Origin of the sequence: Desulfobacter sp. (assembly GCA_028768545.1) — a bacterium.
Lineage (GTDB): Bacteria > Desulfobacterota > Desulfobacteria > Desulfobacterales > Desulfobacteraceae > Desulfobacter.
The window spans coordinates 1,785,352-1,809,240 of the sequence record CP054838.1 but is presented as its reverse complement, the minus strand read 5'-3'; the positions used below and the strand labels follow the sequence as shown (position 1 = coordinate 1,809,240).

At 47.0% G+C, this 23,889-nt stretch carries 23 protein-coding genes and 3 pseudogenes; 17 read left to right on the top strand and 9 right to left on the bottom strand.

Annotated elements, in window-relative coordinates; translation table 11 throughout:
- Positions 1 to 7: 7 nt before the first annotated feature.
- The 4 genes and pseudogenes from HUN05_08740 to HUN05_08725 all read left to right on the top strand — a co-directional run bounded on the left by HUN05_08740 (position 8) and on the right by HUN05_08725 (position 2,652).
- Complete coding sequence (locus HUN05_08740) at positions 8 to 1,348, top strand: TonB-dependent receptor (GenBank protein ID WDP85208.1); 1,341 nt, start codon at positions 8 to 10, stop codon at positions 1,346 to 1,348.
- Positions 1,349 to 1,369: 21 nt separating this feature from the next.
- Positions 1,370 to 1,539: pseudogene (locus tag HUN05_08735) on the top strand (TonB-dependent receptor).
- A 27-nt stretch (positions 1,540 to 1,566) separates the two neighbouring features.
- Positions 1,567 to 2,061, top strand: coding sequence for a TonB-dependent receptor (locus HUN05_08730; GenBank protein ID WDP87991.1), 495 nt, complete (start codon positions 1,567 to 1,569; stop codon positions 2,059 to 2,061).
- A 3-nt stretch (positions 2,062 to 2,064) separates the two neighbouring features.
- Complete coding sequence (locus HUN05_08725; protein ID WDP85207.1) at positions 2,065 to 2,652, top strand: hypothetical protein; 588 nt, start codon at positions 2,065 to 2,067, stop codon at positions 2,650 to 2,652.
- A gap of 7 nt (positions 2,653 to 2,659) precedes the next feature.
- Here HUN05_08725 and HUN05_08720 read toward each other — a convergent pair whose 3' ends face one another.
- Positions 2,660 to 3,871: an IS256 family transposase gene (locus tag HUN05_08720; GenBank protein ID WDP85206.1), complete on the bottom strand. Its 1,212-nt coding sequence runs from the start codon at positions 3,869 to 3,871 to the stop codon at positions 2,660 to 2,662.
- Positions 3,872 to 3,927: 56 nt separating this feature from the next.
- Between HUN05_08720 and HUN05_08715 the strand changes: the two genes are divergently transcribed.
- The 7 genes and pseudogenes from HUN05_08715 to HUN05_08685 all read left to right on the top strand — a co-directional run bounded on the left by HUN05_08715 (position 3,928) and on the right by HUN05_08685 (position 9,994).
- Positions 3,928 to 4,506: a hypothetical protein gene (locus HUN05_08715; protein ID WDP85205.1), complete on the top strand. Its 579-nt coding sequence runs from the start codon at positions 3,928 to 3,930 to the stop codon at positions 4,504 to 4,506.
- A gap of 136 nt (positions 4,507 to 4,642) precedes the next feature.
- Positions 4,643 to 5,254, top strand: coding sequence for an ABC transporter permease subunit (locus tag HUN05_08710; protein WDP85204.1), 612 nt, complete (start codon positions 4,643 to 4,645; stop codon positions 5,252 to 5,254).
- 89 nt (positions 5,255 to 5,343) lie between these two features.
- On the top strand, positions 5,344 to 5,841 hold the full coding sequence (locus HUN05_08705; GenBank protein ID WDP87990.1) for an ATP-binding cassette domain-containing protein: 498 nt from the start codon (positions 5,344 to 5,346) through the stop codon (positions 5,839 to 5,841).
- Positions 5,842 to 6,067: 226 nt separating this feature from the next.
- Positions 6,068 to 6,607, top strand: coding sequence for a hypothetical protein (locus HUN05_08700; GenBank protein ID WDP85203.1), 540 nt, complete (start codon positions 6,068 to 6,070; stop codon positions 6,605 to 6,607).
- Between the two features lie 43 nt (positions 6,608 to 6,650).
- Positions 6,651 to 7,789, top strand: a pseudogene (locus HUN05_08695) (IS3 family transposase).
- Positions 7,790 to 8,239: 450 nt separating this feature from the next.
- Positions 8,240 to 8,569 carry a hypothetical protein gene (locus tag HUN05_08690; protein WDP85202.1) on the top strand — a complete coding sequence of 110 codons (330 nt, stop codon included), beginning with the start codon at positions 8,240 to 8,242 and terminating at the stop codon, positions 8,567 to 8,569.
- A 213-nt stretch (positions 8,570 to 8,782) separates the two neighbouring features.
- Positions 8,783 to 9,994 (top strand): IS256 family transposase, encoded by a 1,212-nt coding sequence (locus HUN05_08685; protein ID WDP85201.1) that lies wholly within the window; start codon positions 8,783 to 8,785, stop codon positions 9,992 to 9,994.
- 7 nt (positions 9,995 to 10,001) lie between these two features.
- Here the strand turns inward: HUN05_08685 and HUN05_08680 are convergent, their stop codons facing one another.
- Positions 10,002 to 10,751, bottom strand: a complete 750-nt coding sequence (locus tag HUN05_08680) for a hypothetical protein (GenBank protein WDP85200.1) — start codon at positions 10,749 to 10,751, stop codon at positions 10,002 to 10,004.
- A 395-nt stretch (positions 10,752 to 11,146) separates the two neighbouring features.
- Between HUN05_08680 and HUN05_08675 the strand changes: the two are divergent.
- Positions 11,147 to 11,278, top strand: a pseudogene (locus HUN05_08675) (hypothetical protein).
- Between the two features lie 189 nt (positions 11,279 to 11,467).
- Here HUN05_08675 and HUN05_08670 read toward each other — a convergent pair.
- From HUN05_08670 to HUN05_08640, 7 genes are all read right to left on the bottom strand, one after another.
- Positions 11,468 to 12,316 (bottom strand): outer membrane lipoprotein-sorting protein, encoded by an 849-nt coding sequence (locus tag HUN05_08670; protein ID WDP85199.1) that lies wholly within the window; start codon positions 12,314 to 12,316, stop codon positions 11,468 to 11,470.
- Between the two features lie 6 nt (positions 12,317 to 12,322).
- Positions 12,323 to 12,760 (bottom strand): hypothetical protein, encoded by a 438-nt coding sequence (locus tag HUN05_08665; GenBank protein ID WDP85198.1) that lies wholly within the window; start codon positions 12,758 to 12,760, stop codon positions 12,323 to 12,325.
- A gap of 216 nt (positions 12,761 to 12,976) precedes the next feature.
- Complete coding sequence (locus tag HUN05_08660; protein ID WDP85197.1) at positions 12,977 to 13,426, bottom strand: hypothetical protein; 450 nt, start codon at positions 13,424 to 13,426, stop codon at positions 12,977 to 12,979.
- Positions 13,416 to 14,411 carry a hypothetical protein gene (locus HUN05_08655; protein WDP85196.1) on the bottom strand — a complete coding sequence of 332 codons (996 nt, stop codon included), beginning with the start codon at positions 14,409 to 14,411 and terminating at the stop codon, positions 13,416 to 13,418. The genes HUN05_08660 and HUN05_08655 overlap by 11 nt, the downstream gene beginning before the upstream one ends.
- Positions 14,412 to 14,442: 31 nt before the next feature.
- On the bottom strand, positions 14,443 to 16,716 hold the full coding sequence (locus tag HUN05_08650; GenBank protein WDP85195.1) for a hypothetical protein: 2,274 nt from the start codon (positions 16,714 to 16,716) through the stop codon (positions 14,443 to 14,445).
- On the bottom strand, positions 16,713 to 17,360 hold the full coding sequence (locus HUN05_08645; protein WDP85194.1) for a hypothetical protein: 648 nt from the start codon (positions 17,358 to 17,360) through the stop codon (positions 16,713 to 16,715). The genes HUN05_08650 and HUN05_08645 overlap by 4 nt, the downstream gene beginning before the upstream one ends.
- A 117-nt stretch (positions 17,361 to 17,477) precedes the next feature.
- Entirely contained in the window at positions 17,478 to 17,714 is a 237-nt protein-coding gene (locus tag HUN05_08640; protein ID WDP85193.1) for a hypothetical protein, read from the bottom strand.
- A 536-nt stretch (positions 17,715 to 18,250) separates the two neighbouring features.
- Between HUN05_08640 and HUN05_08635 the strand changes: the two genes are divergently transcribed.
- From HUN05_08635 to HUN05_08615, 5 genes are all read left to right on the top strand, one after another.
- Positions 18,251 to 19,420, top strand: coding sequence for an IS4 family transposase (locus HUN05_08635; GenBank protein WDP87989.1), 1,170 nt, complete (start codon positions 18,251 to 18,253; stop codon positions 19,418 to 19,420).
- Positions 19,421 to 19,474: 54 nt separating this feature from the next.
- Positions 19,475 to 20,689, top strand: coding sequence for an ISL3 family transposase (locus tag HUN05_08630; GenBank protein ID WDP85192.1), 1,215 nt, complete (start codon positions 19,475 to 19,477; stop codon positions 20,687 to 20,689).
- A 92-nt stretch (positions 20,690 to 20,781) separates the two neighbouring features.
- A complete protein-coding gene (locus HUN05_08625) occupies positions 20,782 to 21,411 on the top strand; it encodes a TetR/AcrR family transcriptional regulator (GenBank protein ID WDP85191.1) in 630 nt (209 codons plus the stop codon).
- Positions 21,412 to 21,742: 331 nt separating this feature from the next.
- Positions 21,743 to 22,366 carry a TetR/AcrR family transcriptional regulator gene (locus HUN05_08620; GenBank protein WDP85190.1) on the top strand — a complete coding sequence of 208 codons (624 nt, stop codon included), beginning with the start codon at positions 21,743 to 21,745 and terminating at the stop codon, positions 22,364 to 22,366.
- Positions 22,367 to 22,379: 13 nt separating this feature from the next.
- Positions 22,380 to 23,723 carry an acetyl-CoA hydrolase gene (locus tag HUN05_08615; protein ID WDP85189.1) on the top strand — a complete coding sequence of 448 codons (1,344 nt, stop codon included), beginning with the start codon at positions 22,380 to 22,382 and terminating at the stop codon, positions 23,721 to 23,723.
- Positions 23,724 to 23,889: the final 166 nt, after the last annotated feature.

Below are 23,889 nucleotides of genomic sequence, written 5' to 3'. Positions count from 1 at the left end.
GAATAAAATGACACCCCAAAAACGACTCGGAGTCATGGTTGCAGCATGCCTGGTCTTGATTCAGGCCATGCCCCTATTGGCATCAGAATGCTATACGCTAGCAGATATCCTGGTCACGGCCCGGGGAAAAGACAGCAGTGTCTGCCTCACCCCCGGAGGAACGGCTGTCATGGAAAGTCAGGACATTTTCCAGGCCCAGGACCCTTCAATCACCAATACCCTGACCCAAATTCCCGGAGTGAAAAAATCTTCGGATTCTGCCTGGGGATCTGCCGTGAACATCCGGGGTCTGGGCCGGGAGCAGGTGGTTTTTCTCATTGACGGGACCCGGGTGAACACGGCAACGGATATCAATGCCCGGTTCGGCCTGATCAATCCCAATGAGATCCAGCGGGTTGAAGTGCTCAAAGGCCCCATATCCTCTCTTTACGGATCCGGAACCATGGGCGGTGTCATCAATATCATTACCCGCAAAGGAACATTTTCCGACCAGACCCGGACCTCTAGCACCATTGGGGGCAGCACCGGTTTAAACCCCCAGGGGTTCAGCGCCTTTGGCCAGACCGCCCTGAACTCAAAAAACTTCTGGATCTATGCATTCGGAGGCCGACGGGACTATGACCCCTATGAAACGGGAAAAGGAACCGTCCAGGACCACAGTTTTTTTGCGGATGATACCCTGGGGCTCAAATCCGCGGTCAAATGGAACCCTGCCAACCTCACCCAAATTAACATCCAATATACCAAGGGAAATGACATTGGGATCCCGGGCAAAGGATTGGCCCTTCCTGCCGGCCCCGCCATCACCTATCCTGATACTTACCGGACCCTGGTCAGCCTGACCCACCACCTGACCCCGGAATCCAATGTCCTGTCCCAATCCGATCTCAACCTCTATTACCAAAAAATAGAGCGAAACGTAAAAATGGATTTTCCCAAAACCAGCCCCATGGACACCATCAAGCCCACAGGGATTCATAAAACCTTTGGGGCCAAATGGATAAATACGGTCGAGCTTGACGCCCACAGCCTGGTTGCGGGCCTGGACACCTGGTCCTGGGCCATGGATACCTTTCGCGAAAAAAATTTTTCATCGGGCCTTACCGGTATTGATACCCCTTTGGCCGATGCCCGGCAGACCTCGGTGGGTTTTTTCATGGAAGATGATATACAAATTTTTCCCTCCCTGATCCTGAACCTGGGGGGACGAATCGATTATATGAAAACAAAATCTGATGCCTTGTACAATTGGGTCATTCCCCCTTTACCCGCCATGGTTCCCGCTTTAATGCGTGATGCCCAGTCAAGCCATGACCTAAGCTGGAATGCCCATGCAGGCATGACCTAGCAATGGGTCCCGCATCTTTCCATGACATTTCTTTGTGCAACCGCCTTTCGGTCACCCGATCTTATGGAGCGGTATAAGTACCTTGCCTTTTCCGGCGGGCAGATATACGGAAACCCGGACCTGGACCCTGAACGCTCCATGTTTTTTGAATACGGGCTTCACTACAATACGCAGGTCTTGAGAGTTTCAGCGGCCTGTACGCCAATTTCCTCAATGAGATGATCACCGAGGCCCTTGTTCCAGGATCCGCCACGGTCTATCAAATGGAAAACCTGAACAAGGCCAGGCTGCTGGGCGGAGAACTTGACGTCCAATACCGTCCTTTTGGCCTCTGGCAATTGTATGCCAATATTGCCTACACCCGTGGGACCAATGAAACCGACAACACCGATCTTTCATTCATACCGCCCTTGAACGGCCTGGCCGGCATGGGATACAACAAAAACAGCCCAGGGCTTTGGGGTGACATAAATCTGACCTGGGCCGCACACCAGAACAAGGTGAGTTCAGAAGAGACCCGGACCCCGGGATGGGCCACAGTCAATCTCAAGGCTGGATATCGATTTTTGATCGGCAAGACCCATCATGATCTGGTGCTGGGAATAGACAATCTGCTTGACAAAGCGTATGCCAACCACTTGTCCACCTCCCGGGGCGTTGAATTGTCAGAGCCCGGATTCAACGCCTACCTGGCCTGGAAAATGACATTTTAAATCATGAAAGGTTCACACAAAATACAGGGAATTTTTCTGGGGCTTTTGGTGATGGCCCTGATCTCTCTGGGCGCCTATATATGCCTGACCCGACCTTCGGAAAATGAATTTTTATTGGGGGACAACCCAAACCTGCCGGTTTTAACCTTTTATACCACAGGCCTTGCCACAACCCCCCAACTGGCCTTCTGGCATGCCGTAAACCAGGGGCATATCCTTGAAAAATGCCGACTGAGGGTCAGGCAGTGGAAACACCTGAATGATCTGAGGGGCATTCTTTTGGCCGGGAGAGGGGATTTGTGGCTGGGTCACACCCAAGGCTTTGCCCGGGCAGCGGCCAGGGGAGCGCCGGTAAAACTCATGCTCACCACAGGGTGGCGCAAATTTTATCTGGTCTCAACCTCTTTTTCCCGTTTTTCTGTTTTTAGGGAATGTTCAGAATTCTGTGTCACGGTTTCGGTTCCCGGATCTGCCTCAGCGCCAGCGGAAGTAAAAGTCAGGTCCGAGAATGGGCCTTCAATCAGCCACGTCGGAGGAGTTGACTTTTGCTGGAGTGGAGTTCCTGGAACCATCTTTTCCATCTGTAAATAAATCCCTATCAAATTCCCAGCTCTTTATCCAGCCGGCCTTCAAAGAAAATTGCCAACTGGGAAATTGTCAGTGACCAATTTTGAATCGGCATTGTCCATTTTTTACTGGCGTTCTGGATCCCCATGTAAAGCAGCTTTAACAGGCTGTCCTGGTTCGGGAATGATCCCTTTGTTTTGGTCAGTTTTCGAAACTGTCGATGCACAGCCTCAATGGTATTTGTGGTGTATATTATCCGTCGAATCTCTTCTGGATATTTAAAGAAATGACTGAGGCGTTCCCAGTTGTTCCGCCAGGATTTTATCACAATCGGGTATTTGTCATTCCATTTATTTTCCAAGATATCCAGTTCTTCTTCGGCCAGATCCTTATTGACCGCTTTATAAACACGTTTTAGATCTGCCATAAATTCCTTTTTATTTTTGGAACCAACGTATTTCAATGAATTTCGGATCTGGTGGACTACGCAGAGTTGAACTTCTGTGTCCGGGAATATGGTCTCAATGGCCTCGGGAAAACCTTTTAGACCATCAACACAGGCAATCAGGATATCTTTTACCCCTCGGTTTGAAAGGTCTGTTAACACCTGCAGCCAGAAGTTCGCACCCTCATTCTCGGATATGTACAGCCCAAGAACCTCTTTGCGGCCCTCGATATTCACCCCAAGAATTGTGTAAACGGCTTTGCTGCTGACCTTTCCGTTTTCTCGTACTTTATAATGTATGGCATCAAGCCATACGATTGGGTACACATTTTCCAACGGCCTGGCCTGCCATTCTTTGACGGTATGGATGATTTTATCGGTAATGGTGCTCAGAGTGGCATTTGAAATCTCAAGTCCATAGATTTCCTGTAAATGGGAAGCCATATCATTATAACTCATGCCCAGGCCGTAAAGGGCTATTATCTTTCTTTCAATTTCATCGCTGAGCGTTGTCTGATGTTTTTTGACGATCTGTGGAGAGAAGGTTCCGGCCCTGTCACGCGGGGTTTCCAGCTCAAATTTACCATCCAGGGATTTAATGGTCTTTTTGCTTTTTCCATTACGGCGGTTGGCAGAAACTTCCTGCCCGAGATGGGACTCCAACTCTCCTTCAAGAGCAGCTTCAGCAAGATTTTTGATTAATGATGTAAGGACGCCGCCCTTACCTGTGAAGGGTTTACCTTCCTGGATGCCTTTAAGGGCTTTTTGAAAATCAAATTCGGTGTTTTCTTCGGTCATGTCAGTTCTCCTTATTTAGCTGAGTATATCAGCTTTCATTCAACTGACACAGAATTTTGAACGCCCTCGATTTTTACGGTAAACCCTTGGCCGTTGCCCCCCAGGGGTCTCCGGCCATCCCCATCCTCAACCATATCCTGGACCCTGACAAACCCAGAATCATCTTCCTTTCACATGGGCCCCGGCAGCTGGCCGCAAAATTGATAACAGGGGAAATCAGGGCAGCCCTGGTACCCGAACCCCTGGTCACTGTTTTTTTAGAAAAAATGCCTTACCTTACGGTGGGAGAAAACCTTGAACAGGCCTATGGCCGATTTACCCAAACAAACGCCAGAATGCCCATTGCAGGAATTGCCGTAAACGCAAGGACGGCAAAGCGATACCCGGAACTTATGGCCTTTCTGGCCCAGGAAATACTGGCCGCGGCCCAGTTGCTTTCAGAGGATCCTGCCAAGGGGATTGCCTGCCTGCCCAAGGCCTTTGAATCCTTTATTTCCCGGGATCTGATCGAAAAATCCCTGGGCCGGGACCTGTTTATGGTCCGAAAAAGCCATGGGATTCAAGAAGAAATCCAAAACTATCTCTCGGTTCTCGGCACCCCCCATCCAGACAATAAAGATCTGTTCTGGAAATAAGCATGGGGTTTGGGATCTCCATAACCATTTTGACCCTGGCCTGGATCACGGCCAACCATATTTTCGGCAATGGTCTGGTGCCCTCTTTGTCCGGAACCATGGCCTGCCTTATGCGATTGGCCCTAACCCCGGATTTTTGGGCCCATATCAGCATCACCCTGTTCCGCGGGATTGTGGCCCTGTCCATCACAACGCTCTTGGCGCTGGCAACCGGCATCCCTGCCGGCCGGAACCCAAAGATCATGGATATGATCATGCCCCTGGCCGCCATTCTCCAGACCACCCCCCCCCCATCCTCTGGATCACCCTGGTCATGGTCTGGGCCGGCACAGGCACGCTTTTGCCCGTCCTGGTGGTCACAGCCTCTTTGTTCCCTCCCCTGTTTATCTCCACGGCCACGGCCGCAGCCCACCTGGACCGACGCTTGTTTGACCTGGCCCAAATTTACCAGATCAAAAAATGGGTCATGATCAAAGACCTGATCCTGCCCGGTATTTTCCCCCATTTTCTGGCTGGATTTTCCTATGCCTTGGGCTCCTGCCTGAAAATTACCGCCGTGGCTGAATTTCTGGGCGCTGACCAGGGCATGGGCGCCCGGGTTTACTGGGCCTTTCGCATGATGGACATGGAAGCCCTCTTTGCCTGGGCCCTGGTGCTGATCAGTATTGGGGTATCCATGGAAATCTTCTGGATACGGCCCTTACGGGTATTGTCCTCAAAAAAAGGAGGACAAAATGCTGACCCTTGATCATATCGGCAAAGCCTACAACAACACCATTATCTTAGACCGGGTGAACATGAAGCTTAAAAAAGGGGAGAGCATCTGCCTGTTCAGGCATTGGGAAATCCACCCTGCTTCACATTGCCGCAGGCCTTGCCTGTCCGAATACAGGCCGGGTAAACACATCGGCCACCCAAATGGGCTTTGCCTTTCAAACCCCTGTTTTTCTGCCCTGGAAAAGTGTGGGGGCCAACATGGCATTTATCCTGTCCCATCCCTCTTCCCAAAAAGAGCCCCGGATCAAAGCCCTGCTGGACCGGCTCGGGCTTTTACCGGCATATAACCTGCCCCCATCCAAGCTGAGCGGTGGAATGAAAAAACGGCTGGGCCTTGCCATGAGCCTTTTGCCCGGGCCTGATCTTCTCTTTTTGGACGAGCCCTTTGCCTTTCTGGACAAAAACTGGCAGCATCTTGTGGCCAATGATTTAAGCTGCCTCAACCAAAACAAGGACCTCACCATTTTCATGGCCAGTCATGACCTTGCCCCGGCCCGGGCCATGGGCGCCCAAATCCTTAAACTCCCTTGCCGCCCGATCCAAATCTGCCATGGTTAAACCACATGGCAGGCCTTTTGTTGTTGTCCGGACGGTGTAAATTGCTCAAATACCCAAACTGATTATAACTATGGAATTTTAATTTTCAGGAAAAAAACTTGCAAATCATCCAGGAGTTAAGTTTAATCTCAAATCAAATGGTCCTTTAATTCTGACTGCTCCTTGATCAGGGTGGATTTTATCTGTTTCAGGGGGATTGAACTGATAATCAATTGATTCTATAAAAATGAAACTAATTAACAAATATCCCTTTTTGTTCTATGGTCTTTCCGTTGTTATTCTTCAACAAATTATTCAGGCTGCTATCCCAAACTATGGAGACACTTTCATAATAAAAGCCCTAATTGAATTAGACCCAATATGGAGATACTTATTTTACATACCAGGTAAGATTCTGTGGACTTTAAACGGCGGACATAATTTTGCCGAAGGCGTATATATCGCTCTGGTTATCGGATTCAGTGTTTGCTTGTTTTTAGACTTTTCAATAAAGTACTACTCTAAGATTCTGAATAACGTCTCCCAGTTAAAGAGCGGAAAAAATACGGGTAAATGGTTTAGAAAAACAGAAAAGGAAATCTCACTTATTCAGTCCAAGCAGAAAAGATCAAGGTTCAACCCGACTATACCAATATCCCTGTTTTTATTCTTAAATCTGATTTTCACACTTCTCATTACCCCATCGGAAGATAACGCTACAAATTTATGGACACTCTATAGTTCAGTCATTCTGCGGTTACCCCCGATTTTAGGACCACTTGCTTAAGTGGAATCCGCGTCCTGAAAATGGTAAGAAAGGACGCATGAAAATGACACGTAAAAGAAGACAATTTTCGGCAAAATTTAAAGTCAAAGTGGCGGTCGAAGCCATCAAGGGAATGAAGACCTTAGCCGAGCTATCAACGGCCTATAAGGTTCATCCAAATCAAATATCGGCTTGGAAGAAACAACTGCTCACCAATGCCCTAGAGCTTTTCCCATCAGGGAAAAAACGGCGGCCAAAGACCGAGGAAGAAATCACTGCCCCACTTTACGAGGAGATCGGGCGACTGAAAATGGACATCAAGTGGCTTGAAAAAAAGTTATGAGCCTGCCGGTTTCAACGCGTCGGAGTTGGGTGAAACCTGACTCCGTCTATTCGATCCGACGCCAATGTCGACTGGCAGGCGCACCTCGTTCGGGTTTCTACTATAAACCCGTCCCTGAAACAAATGAAAACCTTCTGCTGATGCGTATGATCGACGAGCAATATATGAGGCATCCGGAATTCGGTTATCCGCGCATGACGAACTGGCTCCGTGATCAGGGACACTGTACCAACCGAAAGCGGGTAGCTCGTCTGATGCAGCGTATGGGAATTCAGGCCATCACGCCAGGACCACACACAAGCAAGCCTGCTCCTGAACATAAAGTATATCCATATCTGCTTCGTAATGTTGAGATTGAACGCGTTAACCAGGTTTGGAGCACCGACATCACCTACATTCCGATGCGGCATGGGTTCATGTACCTGAATGCTGTAATCGACTGGTATAGCCGCTATGTTATTTCGTGGGAGCTGTCGAACTCATTGGACAGTCTTTTCTGCATTGCAGCGCTGGAACGGGCCTTGGAACAAGACACCCCGGAGATCTTTAACACAGACCAAGGTTCACAATTCACCTCGGATGCCTTCACGGGTGTGTTGTTAGACAAAAAAATCGCTCTGAGCATGGATGGGCGCGGACGAGCTATCGACAATGTATTCATCGAACGTCTTTGGTGGACACTCAAGTATGAGGACGTCTACCCTAAAGCTTACAGCGATGGGCACTCGCTGTACAGAGGGCTGGATGCCTATTTCTGCTACTATAACTGCGAGCGGAAGCATTCTGCACTGGACAAGCAAACCCCAGCTGAGGTATTCATCAAAGGGACAGTCACAAAAGGAGGTCATAAGAAATTATGATCAAATATGCCTCCGGCGGCCCTACTGGGTATATGTTCCGCGCTAAGGCGCGAGGATTTAACGCATTAAGGACAGAAACATGGGAAAGAGAGCAGCATAAAAAACGAGCGGCTCGTAGGTCGCCTATATTACTAAACAAGAGAGCGCAGTTTCCACTTAAGAAATCTCGTTTCGTGGTTTAAGATTGGGGGTAGGCGCATTCTATCGTTTGTTTATTATGTGATCCAAATCTATCGTGGTAAATCTTTTTTAGAGGATCCTGGATTCAAAATATGCAATACTTGCCAGAAAAAAGATGTGATTGGAGTTAAAACATGCACTTGCGGAGGCCTGTTTGAGCCTCCAGAATACTATAGTTTTACAAAAACAAAGCACTAACGAAGGATGCGCCATAACTGGCGAACCTCTCAGCTCAAAAGTTGAGGCTGTAAAAAAAAGGATTTCAAAATAATGGTTACAATTTGTATCATCATTTCTGCCATATTTTCGATTACCTTTATGGTAAAATATGTCATTTCAATGAACCTCTTTTTGGGTGAATTACAAAAAAATCATGAAGAAAAATGGAAAGCGTTAGGCCGCGTAAAGGGTCATGGTTTGAGTATAAAAAATAAAAGAGATCGAGCCAATATTGATAGATGGATTAAAAAAGAAACAGATTTAAAGTATGATAGCCTGAAACGTTTATATGCCTCAGTTTCAAAATCTGAAATGTATTGTGTCATTTCAATTGTTAGTTGCTTGATATTTTATTTGATCAAGCATGATATTATTTTATAAAAAAACCTTACATTTCATTCAGATATAAAAGCGAGAACAATTCAATTCTAATGCCCCCAGGGATTTCAGCCCGACTCAGGCACCTTGATTAACCAGACATAAAATTTATTGTCCAGCCTCATCAATAATGCGTTTCAACAGCCTAGAGGGCGTTCAAAATTCTGTGTCAGTTGAATGAAAGCTGATATACTCAGCTAAATAAGGAGAACTGACATGACCGAAGAAAACACCGAATTTGATTTTCAAAAAGCCCTTAAAGGCATCCAGGAAGGTAAACCCTTCACAGGTAAGGGCGGCGTCCTTACATCATTAATCAAAAATCTTGCTGAAGCTGCTCTTGAAGGAGAGTTGGAGTCCCATCTCGGGCAGGAAGTTTCTGCCAACCGCCGTAATGGAAAAAGCAAAAAGACCATTAAATCCCTGGATGGTAAATTTGAGCTAGAAACCCCGCGTGACAGGGCCGGAACCTTCTCTCCACAGATCGTCAAAAAACATCAGACAACGCTCAGCGATGAAATTGAAAGAAAGATAATAGCCCTTTACGGCCTGGGCATGAGTTATAATGATATGGCTTCCCATTTACAGGAAATCTATGGACTTGAGATTTCAAATGCCACTCTGAGCACCATTACCGATAAAATCATCCATACCGTCAAAGAATGGCAGGCCAGGCCGTTGGAAAATGTGTACCCAATCGTATGGCTTGATGCCATACATTATAAAGTACGAGAAAACGGAAAGGTCGGCAGCAAAGCCGTTTACACAATTCTTGGGGTGAATATCGAGGGCCGCAAAGAGGTTCTTGGGCTGTACATATCCGAGAATGAGGGTGCGAACTTCTGGCTGCAGGTGTTAACAGACCTTTCAAACCGAGGGGTAAAAGATATCCTGATTGCCTGTGTTGATGGTCTAAAAGGTTTTCCCGAGGCCATTGAGACCATATTCCCGGACACAGAAGTTCAACTCTGCGTAGTCCACCAGATCCGAAATTCATTGAAATACGTTGGTTCCAAAAATAAAAAGGAATTTATGGCAGATCTAAAACGTGTTTATAAAGCGGTCAATAAGGATCTGGCCGAAGAAGAACTGGATATCTTGGAAAATAAATGGAATGACAAATACCCGATTGTGATAAAATCCTGGCGGAACAACTGGGAACGCCTCAGTCATTTCTTTAAATATCCAGAAGAGATTCGACGGATAATATACACCACAAATACCATTGAGGCTGTGCATCGACAGTTTCGAAAACTGACCAAAACAAAGGGATCATTCCCGAACCAGGACAGCCTGTTAAAACTGCTTTACATGGGGATCCAGAACGCCAGTAAAAAATGGACAATGCCGATTCAAAATTGGTCACTGACAATTTCCCAGTTGGCAATTTTCTTTGAAGGCCGGCTGGATAAAGAGCTGGGAATTTGATAGGGATTTATTTACAGATGGAAAAGATGGTTCCAGGAACTCCGCTCCAGCAAAAGTCAACTCCTCCGACGTGGCTGATTGAAGGCCCATTCTCGGACCTGACTTTTACTTCCGCTGGCGCTGAGGCAGATCCGGGAACCGAAACCGTGACACAGAATTCTGAACATTCCCGTTTTATCCAAACAAGTTGATTATTTGGTGTCATAAATTCCGAATATTCTGTTGTCTTTAATTTCTTTGAAGGCTTTTTGGGTGACAATATAGCAAAATGAGGTTGCACGATGTCATGATATTTTTTCCCATCGTTATTAAAAATTGCTCTTAATCTTTGGGCTTTGGATTGCAATTGGTCATTGGTCCAACCAGTAGCCCCTTTTGCCTCCAACATTATGAGGTGACTACGTTCAGGATTAGTTTTATCCGAAAACACCGAAATAAAGTCAATGTCTTGCTGGGTTCCTGTAATCAATTGTTTGTCAATATCTCTAGAATATAGGGCGATATCACCAATGTATTTTTTGACATTAGGAGACTTTGAAGAAAGGAAGAGAGATGCATAGATCCAATCAATATGATAGTCCATGGCTGAAAATAGAGGGTTAGAAAAATCAATGCCATTGTTGGGAAATGCCTTCTGTAGTTCAAGAATAAATTTTTCAGATAGTGAGAAATCTTTTTTTCCCAAAGCCATCCCTATTAAGTAAAATCGTTCTTTTCGGTTGAACTTTTTTAGTAAGTCAATGAATTTATATGACATTGATTTTCCGTTTTTGCTTGGCTAAGATGATCAGCAGATCTGAGTATCATTCAAAATTGATTATCTATCTGTATAACAAGACAATTTTAATGTTATCCCGATTTGCGTAACTCCTTTAAATTCAATTGAATTGATTAAGCACTCTCTGTCAAAAATTGCAACAGTAAATTTTATGCCCTGTTAAATTTCCTTTTTAGAATTAATCAGAATCAAACATACTTGCATTATCCTGACTTCAACTTTTAGCGAAAAACAGTTTGGGTTTGTATCGGTATCTTTGCGTTTTTTCACTATGGGCTATCAGGCTTTTCTCCCCCAATGCAGGCTTCAAAGCCCTAGACTATTATTAAAAAACCGCAGTTCAGGAGTCTAAAACCCGCAACGATCTTGGGTGGATGTCTTCGGGCCCACGGTGAGGGCTGAATAAAATCAATCGGTCTTTATGCAGCCTGTGTTCTTCCATCATGCCGGGCAAGGTCAATCCCGTGATCCCAGAAATGGTGGACCAGAGCTGCTGCCCGGGATAATAATATTGAAAAAGACCTGGGTTGATATTACGTTGGCTTGTGAGTAAAAAAGCCAATGGGGAAGCCTGCCGCAGCCAAGGAAAAAAACAGTACCGGCCTGGAAAAATTGATGTAAAAAACACGCGTGTACACCTTGGGACCCAATCCTGCCCCCCTTGAACAAAGAGGTGCAGGATTGGGGCTAACCTTTTATTTACAATACTTATTAAACCCTCCCAAAGAAAAATCGTTCCGTTCGTTTTTCGCATAAAAAACATAGGGGTATTCAGGATTGACCTGCTCGATGACGGTGCCGTGATCGGCCCTGTCGTCCACGATCAGGGTCGAGCCCATTTCAAACCAGGTATGGTCGGGATTATCCTTGGCAGCAAAGGCGGCAAGCCCTAAAATCATGGTCTTCCAATACTCTTTTTTCCGGTCATAATTAATTTTATAACAGGCCATGCCGGTCTCCTTGTCACACCACATATGGGTGAGGCCGTAATTGTAGCTGGGGTCCTTTGAGATCATCTCTCCGACCCATACCCTGCGTTTGACATACTTGAGCCCGGGCATGGCCCAGGGCGCACCCTGCCATCCATCTTTTCTGAACCCCAGATCCAGAAGCGGGGCATCTTTTCCCGTGACCCATTCCCCTTTTTCATTTTCGTAAACCGGGACAGGGGTATCGTCTATCCAGGGCACCAGGGCAATTTTCTCTTCAATGACCCGGGTTTTCATGGCCGCCAGCTGCCCCTGGTATCCGCCCTGGTCGTCCAGGGTCAAGTCAGACCCTGCAAAGGCATCAGACCGTCCCGCAGGACTTCCCCTGCGAACCCTTCGAATCCCGGGAAGATAATTGTAGCACATATCTTTTTTGGTTCCCCGATACCGCCACATCATGGATGCCGCCCCTTTCATGTCGTAGGGAAAGGTGATGTTATTGATGAACATGATATCTTTGGGATTGGGCACCTCTTGTTGGGGGGTGTAACCGTCAAACGAATAGTTGAGAAAATTTCCCATGACCTTTTTTTCCAGCCCGGTTTTTCGGCCCACCAATTCTCATAGAAAAACAAAGCGGATACTGCCGATCCGGTGGAGGTTGTAATACCGGTTATAGCACAGCTTGTGAAACCCATCCGGGTCTTCGGCAGAAAGGTTGCCAGGAAAGGGAAGGCCTGATATAAAGCCTGCGCTCTTGCCGGTGTTCACATCAACAATGGATCCCTCCTGAATGGCAAACCGTCCCTTATTATTTTTACTTTCAGCTGCAAATCCCGGCAGGGCCATGATCTTTGAGGTGTCAAATTTAAGCTGGTCCACAATGGTGATGGTGGTATCCCCCTTTTTCACCCATTCCAGAACCGTATCCGGAACCATGCCTTGTATTTTCTGCCAATTGTCAGTTCCAATGATTTCGTCTGCCATGGCCCGGTTCGGGACCAGGGCAAAGATCAGGAACAGACCCATTATCCACAGGTGTCTGCTTAATGGTTTCATAAATTTACCTCCTTGATATCATTCAATTGAATGATGTTGAATTTTCATATGTTAACGGAACAAATACCCAACGGTAAATGCAATCTCATCCCGGTCCCGGGCAGCCCCCGTACCGGTCATGGAATTGGCGGTTCCAATGGTGGCTTCTGCCTTGTAGCGCCACATATCCTTTTCCAGTTCGCAGCAGGGCTGGATCGCCCAATTGCCTCTGAGATCTTATTGTACGGACAATTCAGGCTTTAAGCTGCCATTGAGATATGTGGTTGACACTTTCAGGGTCATGGCCTGTTCGTATCGTCTCACCGAATCATAGGTGCCGGTATCAGGATTGGTCAGGGGCAGACAAAAATCCGAATCATAATCTCGTATATAGGCCCCGAAATACTGGGCAACAAGGGTAAACCGAACCCTGGGATTCAGGGTCCTGACCCAGAACATTTTGTCCAGTCCCACGGCAAAACGAATCACGTCGGAAGTGGGGACACGGCCGTCCTGGGACAGGGTTGACACCAGGTGGGCCTGATCCATGATCATGTTAATATTATCTTTCTCGGTAAAAAAGGCCTCATCCTGAAAATAGGCCATTTCACTGCGGAGAACAAAATCCAGGGGTTCCACCCAATAGTTGATGGAGCCGCCGGTCACATGGATACTGTTATAAACCATTTCTCTGGTAAAAGAGTCCGGAAAAATACTCATGCTGCCCAGGGCATTGAGCTGGGCAACATGGGCCGGGGGCATGCCGCCAGGGGCGCCCCCGGCAAGGGCTGGGCATTGTCTGGTAGCTTTTATAATGGGCCAGGGTAAAGCCCAGATTATCGCCAAGAATCCCGCCGATGCGAACCCCCCACCGGGCATCCTTCAAATCTGAACTCGGTCCGTTTCGATCCGTGTGCAAAGGAATGCCCGACCCTGGAATCAATTCAGATGAGGGCTCGGCCTCAGCAAAGGAATAGGGGGAGCCCGCAGGTGTGGCAGGACCGACCCGGTCGTCCATGCTTCCAAAACAAGGGGAGACAAAACTTTCAATGTTCAGGCTGGACAAAAATCCGTAATCCCCCAGGTTATAGCTTCCCCGGACCATCCACAAGGGGATGCGCCGGTCATCCAGCTTGAGAAAGGGGATGGTGCCGTCCAAGGGGTTGATTCCGTCCAGCAGTCGTTTGGCATCGGTCTCTCCCCAGGCCAGATTCTGGCGGCCCACCCTTAAAAAAGCCGGCCCGGTCGACAGATCCATATACCCCTCCCGAAGATCCACATCCCATTTATGATCGTCAATCCCCTCTTTAACCGCCGGGCTTGAATTTCTGGCATCCCGCCACACCGAGGGGCCATAATAAAAAATCCCGTCATACCATGCCCGACCCAACAGGTGGTATTTAACAGACAGGCTGGAATCTGAAATTTCGCCCAAGTCATGGTCCAGCTCCAACTGCAAGGTGTTGCGCTGCTGAACCATGTCCCCGGCCTTGGCCCGGGGCCACCTGTACTGATCAGAATCTTCAATCCTGACCGTATTTCGGATTTCAATTTTTCCTGTGAGAATAAGGGTTCCGGAATCGTTCAGGGCTTTTGCCCGGACAGCCCCGGAAAAGAATAGGGCAAGGCACAAGGCAAGGCCCAAAATTTTGATTGGTCTATATAAATTCATGTTGTCCCCCTCTAGGGTATTGCAATTTGAATTAAGCTTCCTTTTCCAGGTTGAGATCATCTGCCAGAAAAGAGAGAATCACCATGGCCACAATCATTTGTGCCAAAAGAAAAACAGCGATCAAAGCTGCGGATTCCGCCATGAAACGGATATGGATAAAGATCCAGGGCAGCATCATCACCGCCGGAATCAGGACCAGGCCGGCCAATGACCTGGCCCGGAAAATATCTCCCAATCGGTTCTGGGAATCAGGTTTGGTATATCTGGACTGTCCGTTCTGGTAATATGAGGCCAGGCCCAGGCCCAATGCTGATCCCAGGCCAATGGCCAGGGGCGCTGCCGGGGCCGTATGAATACTGATGCAGATCTCCTTGAACACCATAACCGTCCATGTTGCCGCCAGGGGTGCTGCCATGGTAAGCCCCATGACCATACAGGAACCGGGCCTTTGAAACACGAAAAGACAGACCAGAAAAACCAGGGCCAGAGATCCTAAAAGAGAGGTCCAATAGGCCCGGGCCCCGGCATGGTTCATGACGTCAATCACCCCTAAAAAGCCTGTAAAAAGCCTGAAATCCACCCGGTCTGAGGGATGGGCCAAAACAAAGGCCCGGGCTTTTGACAGGCGTTCTTCAATCAATTGACTTGAATCATCTCCGTACATGGCCTGGATGGACCCGTGGGTCCAGGTGTTGTCCAGCCACTTGCCGGCCGTTCCCCCCATTTTGATGGCACCGCCCAGGGAAGAAAGGTCCTTTTGATCATTGGGGATGAGTGCCCATTTAGGATTGCCCTCATGGTAGACCCGGTTCAAAAGCCTTATCATCATGGCAATGGAGATACATGCCCTGGCATCGGTTTCATTTTCCATGTAGGTTTGAAATTCACGGATCAATTCCATGGTTTCTGCATTGTTTAATGCACCTTTATCCCTGCCCTCGACCACGATGGTCATATTGTAGGCACCGATAAATTTTTCATTGAAAAATGAAAAGGCCCGGTTATAGGGATGATCGGAAAAGAAAAAGGCAGATCCTGGCTCATTGTTACCGATCTTGAGCCGGGTTGCGCCAAAGGCGCCTGCGGCCACGAGCACAAGTACGACCAGGACTGCCAGCGATTTACTTTCCTTAAAAACAATATTGGATTTAGAAATCGCCCTGGGCTTTGAAATTGGCAGAAACCAAAGAAAAATAGGATTCATCACCAGCACAATGATCCCGCCTGACAATGCCCAGCAGGCCCCCAGATATCCGGTGCCCGAAAGCAGGGCCAGATCTGAGACCGAAAGGGTCAGGCAGGACAGCCAAAAAACGAGGAACCCTAACCCCCCAGGCATCAGGCTGTTTGCAAATCCAGCCTCCAATGCCGATTGTTTTTCTGAAACCACCATTGAACAATACCGGTATTGGTTGAAGCAAAAGGCTGAAAAAGAGGTGCAGATCCCGCAGAAAAACAAGACCCAGACAAGGGCCAAAAAATGAATGGAAATCCCCAGAACCGCTGCCATACCACCGGCCCAGACAATGCTGAGGACCATGGTTGTCAATGACAATAAAATGCCGGTCAGACTGCCCTGGTAAAGGACAAGTCCTGCCAGCAAAAGGATGAGCATCCAAAGGGCAGCAGGTTTGATCTGGCCTGTCAAATGGACCAGGTGTGCCCCCAAGGCCGGCGCCCCTGCAAAATGGACCTTGAATTTTTCATTGGTATTTGCCTGACAAATGTCCACAAGGTCCCGGTATAAGAGCTTAAGGTTATCCCCTTTTTTCCATTTGGCCATAATGGCGGCAGCGGTTCCGTCATAGGAGACAAAAATGCCATGAATTCCCGCATCGGACTGCACCCGTTTTTTCAACTGCTCAAACTCCCGGGGGGTTTCAGGGTCACGGGGAAAAATAATGGGATGGGTTTCCACCCCCCAGGCCGTGGCCGCCATATACTTGACGCTTGTTTCGGTAATGGATTTGATATCAGATGCATCACAGCCGGGAAGATTCATCACCTCATGTGTGAGCTGACGGATCAGGGCGATACTCTGGGGGGTATAGATATCTGCCTGCTTAACCTCGAGCACGCAGACGAGCTTGTCCGGGCTTGCCAGCATCTGGTTAAACTTTTTTTTCAACACCATATTCGGGTGAAAGGACGGGAACAAAAAATTCATATCTTTGCTGACGTTGATACCCTTGAGCTGATACCCGAAAAAAAGGGTCAGGGGTAAAAACACGGCCAAAATGGCCATGGGATGATTCAGGATCCATCTGATCCATGAAACACCTGATGGTATTGTCTTTATGTTCATGGGGCCTCCTTTCCACAGCCCACAAGGCGTTTTGGCCAATGGATGGTCTTATTGTTCAAACAAATATGCCGGCCGTTGGCACCGGCAATGATCCCTGAAAAAGCGTTGGCACCGGACCTTGCCCAGGAGATGGTGCCCAGCCAGAACGGCAGGGCATTGGCTGTTGTAAATCTCTCCCATTGTGCGCCGCCGTTTTCAGAGCCCATGAGGGTTCCGCTGTTTCCAACGGCCAATACGCGTGTCCCGCAGATGGAGATCCCATAGATGGATTCTTTGACAGGGGTTTGGCCTTGGTTCCAGGTAAGACCCATGTCCCTTGAATAGACGGCAGCACCGTCCAGTCCGGCCGCGCAAAGAAGGTTTTTTTCATGGCAGAGACAAAAAAGGGTGGAGGCCACAGGGGAATCGACCTCCTGCCAGGAGACCCCCTTGTTTCTGGTGATAAAAATCCGGCCCATTTCGCCCACAGCACAGGCGGTCTCGACCGAAAGCCTGGCAACACCATAGAGGATCACATCTTCATTGAGCCTGTATTTCTGCCAAAACTTGCCCCCGTTGTCGGTCATGAGGATGGTGCCCCAGTCCCCCACGGCCGTGCCATGATCCGGGTCAAAAAAACTGATGGCAAACAAATGTTTGTCCACAACATTGTTCTAGGGCTGCCAGGTCAGCCCCCCATCCCTGGAATTAAGGATGATTCCGTTTTTACCGCAAATCCAGCCGGTATGGCCCGTGGGAAAGCTCACAGAAAACAAGGAATTTTAGGTGCCGCTGTCAATGGTTGTCCAATGGGACCCTGCATCATGACTTAAAAAAATCTTGCCGGCACTGCCCACCATTAAAATTTTATCTGGAGAAATAAGGGCCGAAGCGTAAAGGTTGGTTTTGATAGTACCTGCCGGGTTGGCCTCTTGGGCACTAAGCTGGGGACAGGGCAGAATCACCAGGAAATAGACAGGAAGAAAAAGAAAACAGATATTCAGAAATTTAATCCACATATAGATCCCTCCATTGATTATGGTTAAATATATGGAATCCATTCAGCTTTACTAAAAAAGTATTCTAAAAAAAACGGGTGTCAAGATGAATATTACAAAATAAATTAGGCCATCCAAAACTAAGATTATCGATTTTTAAACTCGATTTAAAAAAATTAATATTATATAATTTCAACTGTTTACCTTTAAAATACACATTAAAAACAGCGCCTCCACAGAGATCAAATTGCCATGAACACTGATTTTTTCTGTCTATTGTTCGATTCCGAGATCTTGCAAAAAAAATATTTTTGGTTCATCAGAAAATCGCGTACCTGGACTGAGAAACATCACTGGGAAGGCAATAACACAGTAAGGATTTTTATGCTTGAAATGATGGTGTGAACATGATCATGTTCTAATTTTTTTCAGTAGTGTCCGGTTAGGTTGTTGCATATAAAAAGCATCTAAAATCATTGAAAAAACAGTCTGTTTTGTGTTGACAAATGTGCGTAAAAATTTTTGTGCGCCTTGAAAATTTAACTCAAGGAGCTCAAATGACGCACATCTCAGTCCCTAAAAAACAACTACGGTCCCTGAACTTTGACAATTTCAGGTGCTCTCTGATAAAGTCACTTTCAAAAGCACCGGAATTACAATCTCGAGGAGACCGCCCTTTAAAAATGACATTCGAAGACCAGATAAATGCTTTGGTTTATTTCCATCTTCAGGAGCACAAGTCTGCCCGACATTTAATTCAGGATCTCAAGGAGAATGTTTTTGCTAAAGAAAATATTGCGCCAGACGGTGGTATCAGCCGTAGTAGTTTCTGTGAAGCCATCAATCACAGGGGACTCGAACAACTGCAATTTATCTTTGAGGATCTTTATAAACAGGCTCTTGAGTGTCATCCGGGTGAACACGCCGAGTTAGGAGAGTTGGTTTCCATTGACGGTAGTCTCATAAATGCAGTCCTTTCAATGCACTGGGCGAACTACAGAAAAGGAAGTAAAAAAGCCAAAGTACATTGCGGATTTGACATTAATCACGGAATCCCAAACAAAATCTTTTTGACTGAAGGCAACGGCGCTGAACGCACTTTTGTTCCCAAAATACTTTCCAAGGGGCAAACAGGTGTTATGGATCGTGGATATCAATCCCATAAAGAATTTGACCTGCTTCAGGAGCAAGGCAAACATTTTGTCTGCCGTATAAAAACCAGGACAACAAGAACAATTATTGATAACCACGAGACCCCTTCCGACAGCTACATTTTTTATGATGCACTGGTTAAACTTGGTACTCCGAATCAAAACCAGACGAAAAGGCCTGTTCGGGTTGTTGGCTATAAAATTGCTGGCGTCAAATACTATGTGGCAACTGACAGGCATGATTTAACAGCGGAACAAATAGCAACAATTTATAAACTCCGGTGGACCATTGAGGATTTTTTCAAATGGTGGAAAGAACATCTGAAGGTATATCATCTCATTGCCCGCAGTGAATACGGCCTTATGGTTCAGATTCTTGGCGGCCTTATCACTTACCTGTTACTGACAATCCATTGCCAAAAACAGTTTAATGAAAAGGTCACGATCAAAAGAGTTCGGCAGCTGCGAACCGCCATTCTAAATGACCTGTTTGGCTGCGAGGAGCAGGGCTCTCATAGTTCAAACAGGGACAATATTGTCAAAGATCAAAAAATTATTGAGCAAGCAAAAACCTAACCGGACATCACTGAATTTTTTTGTGTTATTCGCACAAAATCGGAGAATGAATTAATGTCCACAAGCTTCATATACCATGCCTTTGGCCTTCGTGACTACTTTTATAAAACAACGCGTTTCATCGGTGGAATAATCACTTTTGAACTCATACCAAAACCGGAGGCGGTAAAATGCCCGGAATGTAATTCCAGGTCCGTCACCAGGAAAGGGATTGTGACAAGAGATCTCAGAACAATACCGGTAGGTTCAAAACCCGTGATTCTCAGGACGGCTATCCAGAGAATTTGGTGTCCGTTCTGTCAATTTGTCCGGCAAATCAAACTATCCTTTGCCCAGGAGGGGAAAAGCTATACCCGGGCTTTTGAACGGTATGTCTTGGAGTTGTCTCAGTTCATGACAATCAAAGATATTGCCATCCATTTAAGGATCAGCTGGGATACGATAAAGCAGATCCAGAAAGAAGACCTGCTGAGGCGTTATCGAAATATCCCCCTTGAGAAAGTCCGGCAGATTGCCATAGATGAAATTTCCATAGGGAAAGGGCATAAATACTTGACCATCGTGATGGATCTGGAATCCGGTAGAATTCTGCACGTGGGAGAAGGAAAAGGTGGTGAAGCTTTGAAATCTTTTTGGACAAAAGTGAAAATATCGAAAGCAAAAATCAAAGCCGTCAGCATCGATATGTCCCCGGCATACTTGAGTGCTGTTATTGAAAATCTTTCTGGTTCAGCAATTGTCTTTGACAGATTTCATGTTGTTAAATTGTTCAATGAGAAACTGTCGGATTTCAGGCGAAAGCTCTACAACCTTCTTGCCAATACCGGGCAACAAAAACTTCTGAAGGGAGTCCGGTGGCTTTTGTTAAAAAATCCCGAAAACCTCAGTGATGACAAGAAGGAGGCCCAACGGTTAGAAGAAGCATTGAAAATAAATCAGCCGCTATTGGCAGTCTACTACATGAAAGAGGAACTCAGGCAAATATGGAATCAAAAGAAAAAAGAAACAGCTGAAAAGATAGTCAGCAATTGGATCAATCTGGCCAATATTTCCAAAATTCCAATGTTGATGAAATTTGCCAAGACCTTGGCTGTGCACAGGCAAAGAATCCTTTCATACTATGATTACAGGATATCTACAGGTCCTTTAGAAGGGACAAATAACAAGATAAAAACCATGAAACGGAAAGCTTATGAATACAGGGATTCGGAGTTTTTCAGGTTGAAACTTTTGGACCTTCACAATAAAAGGTACGCATTAATCGGATGAACCATATTTTTTGATACAAAGGGCATCTGTTTAAAAGGTCTATCCAGCCTGATCTGTTTATGTTGCCGGAACAAACCAACCAAAGGGGGAATATGGGGCTGAGTGAGAGAAGACTCAGGGAAAAATTACTGAGGCGAAAACAAATTCTCAATGCCGCCCGGGCATTGCTGTTTGAAAAAGGCATCAAAGCAACCTCCATCAGCCAGATTGCAAAAGTTGCAGAACTTGGGGTGGGGACCATCTATTTTTACTATCGAAGCAAGGAAGAAATTTTCGCCGAACTTCAGGAAGAGGGACTTGAGCTTCTCTACACAAAAATCCGTCAGTCCCACAAAGATGATGCACTGCCAAAGGAAAAACTAAAAAATTCCGCCCTGGCACTCCTTCAATTCAGTGAAGAGTGTAAAGACTATTACGACATCATCATCTATTTTTTAAACGCTCCGGAAATATTGCTCTCCCAGGAACTTAAAATCAAAGTTGACCGTCACGGGGGAAAAATCATCGCATTTGTATGCCGGGTTGTTGAAGAAGGCATAGAGAGTGGTGAGTTTAAAAAAATTCATGCCAAACGGTTTACCATCATGTTCTGGGGGGCACTTCAGGGCCTGCTTCATTATAAAAAGATGAAAACCACCCTGCTCCAGGGTGAAAAGTTCAACTCTCTGTTCACCTATTCCATTGACCATCTGATTCAAAGCATTTCAAACGAATCCTTTTAACCCCCCATAGGACGGTTATTTTCCCGGGGGTCATCCCCCAGAAAACACGCCTTTGATGGCCTTTGGCTTTAAGGCCCCCTTACCATAGAGATGGCCAAGGGTTAATTTCGTTCCAATTTAATCCCCAAAACCCAGGGCCTGAAAATCCGCTGCTACGGGGTTTGATCGTGGAATATCGACAAACTGCTATTGTTTCCCAAAACATTGTTTTGGCCACTCTCATAAGGTTCATAGAATAAATCACTTGAATTTTTTTCAAAAAAGAGTCTATATTGGAATAAGTATTCAAAAATGGAACAGTTATTCCGCTTGATTGTTATGGAGAAAACCCATGGGAGACAAAAGAGAAGACCGGAAGAAGCGCAACCAGGCACGCAACCGCCAGGAGGTACTCTGGGCCACGGTAAACCTGTTCTTTGAAAAAGGATACAAGGGGGTGACCGTGCCTGAAATTGCCAGGGCCGTTGAATTTGGCGTGGGCACGCTTTACCGCCTTTTTCCCGGCGGAAAAGAAGAAATCTACCATGCCATGCAGACCATCGTGGTTCAGGCCTTTGAAGAAAAAGTAGACTTTTTCACGGCCCAGGCAGGAGATGAGGTTGAGATCATCCGCCAATATATCCGGTCAGCAGCGGCCGTGTATGATGCCTACCCCAAACAGATGGCCATGTATCTGCGGGACACGGCAGGGGTCGGTTTAGACCTTGGGTACGGGCTGCCCGAATCCCTTGCATCCCGGTACAGGGCCTGCGGGAAACATGTTGAAAAAGCCATCAGGACAGGAGAACAAAAGGGCCGGTTCAACGCCTTTCCCAAGGGGGCTCCCATGATGTGCCTGCGCAGTATTATCAACGGTTTTTTCATGAACAACCAAGACAATGAGCCCCAAATGACAATGGAAAAACGGGTGGAGTTGATTGAAACGTTTTTCTTTAACGGACTATTGATTGAATAAAAGGAGACTTGTATTGTCATACCAAAGCGAATACCAGGAAAAACTCAGAACCCCGGACGATGCCGTTAAAATTGTAAATTCCGGAGACAATGTCGACTACGGCTTTTTCAACGGAAAGCCCGCAGTATGCGACCAGGCCCTGGCAAACCGGGCCGATGAACTCGAAGATGTCCATGTTTTCGGGGCGGTCTCCCTTCCCCCGGTGCCCATGGTGGCCACCCAGCCCCAGGCGTTTACATACAATGATTTGCAATTCAGCAAACTGACCCGGATTCTTGCACTGGAAAACAAGAACCTCTTTTACATGCCCGTGCTCTATCACCTCTTGCCCCGGCTGATCAGAAACGGCGAATCAGAAGCCAGAAACGTAGGCATCTACCAGGTCTGCCCCATGGACGACAAGGGCTGGTTCAACCTGGGCCCCCAGAATTCAGAGACCCTGACCAAAATGGAGGTAAACCATCAAGTCATTGTTGAGGTGAACCAGAACCTGCCGGTCTGTTTAGGCGGGGCAGAGGAGGCCGTTCATATATCCAATGTGGATTTTATCGTGGAAGCCCCCAAAGACCAGGGTCCCTTTGAAGCCCCGGCCGCGGTTCCCAGTGACACGGATAAAAAAATCGCCTCAAAACTTATGGAGCAGATTTCTAACGGGTGCGTCATTCAGCTGGGCATCGGGGGAATGCCCGATGCCGTGGGTAAAATGATTGCCCAAAGTGATCTTAAAAACCTGGGCGGTCACACTGAAATGTTTGTGGATGCCTATGTGGACATGATTGAAGCAGGACGGATGAACGGGGCTAAAAAAGCCTTTGACCGGAACCGGGTGGCCTACACCTTTGCCATCGGCTCAAAACGAATGTACGATTTCATGGACAACAATCCTGCCGTTGTTTCCTATCCTGTCACCTATACCAATGATCCGAAAATCATCAGCCAGCATGACAACTTTATATCCATCAACAATGCCCTGCAGGTCGACCTTTACTCCCAGGTCAATGCAGAAAGCAACGGGTTCACCCAGATATCGGGCAACGGCGGAATGTGGGATTTTGTCCTAGGCTCCCAATGGTCCAAAAACGGTAAAAGCTTTATCTGTCTTGCCTCCACATTTACAGATAAGGAGGGGAATGTAAAATCCCGCATCGTTCCCACATTTTCCCCCGGCTCCATTACCACCATCCCCAGACAGATGGTGGATTACCTTGTCACGGAATACGGCATGGTGCGCATGCACGGGCTTCCCACCTGGCAGCGGGCCGAAGCCGTCATCGGGCTGGCCCATCCTGATTTCAGGGGGGATCTTATCAAGGCAGCCCAGGTCCAGGGAATCTGGAGAAAGAGCAATAAAAAATAAAACCGGGGACCGGGTGGCAAAACAGCCACCCGGTCTTGGTTCCAGGCAAGGCCGAACAGGCGATAAAGAATAACGAACAAGGATAACGTATTGACAAGCATTACCCCTTTCCTTATAAAGTAGTTTTATTTTTATATGGTCAAAACAACGATGAACCCATTAGTCT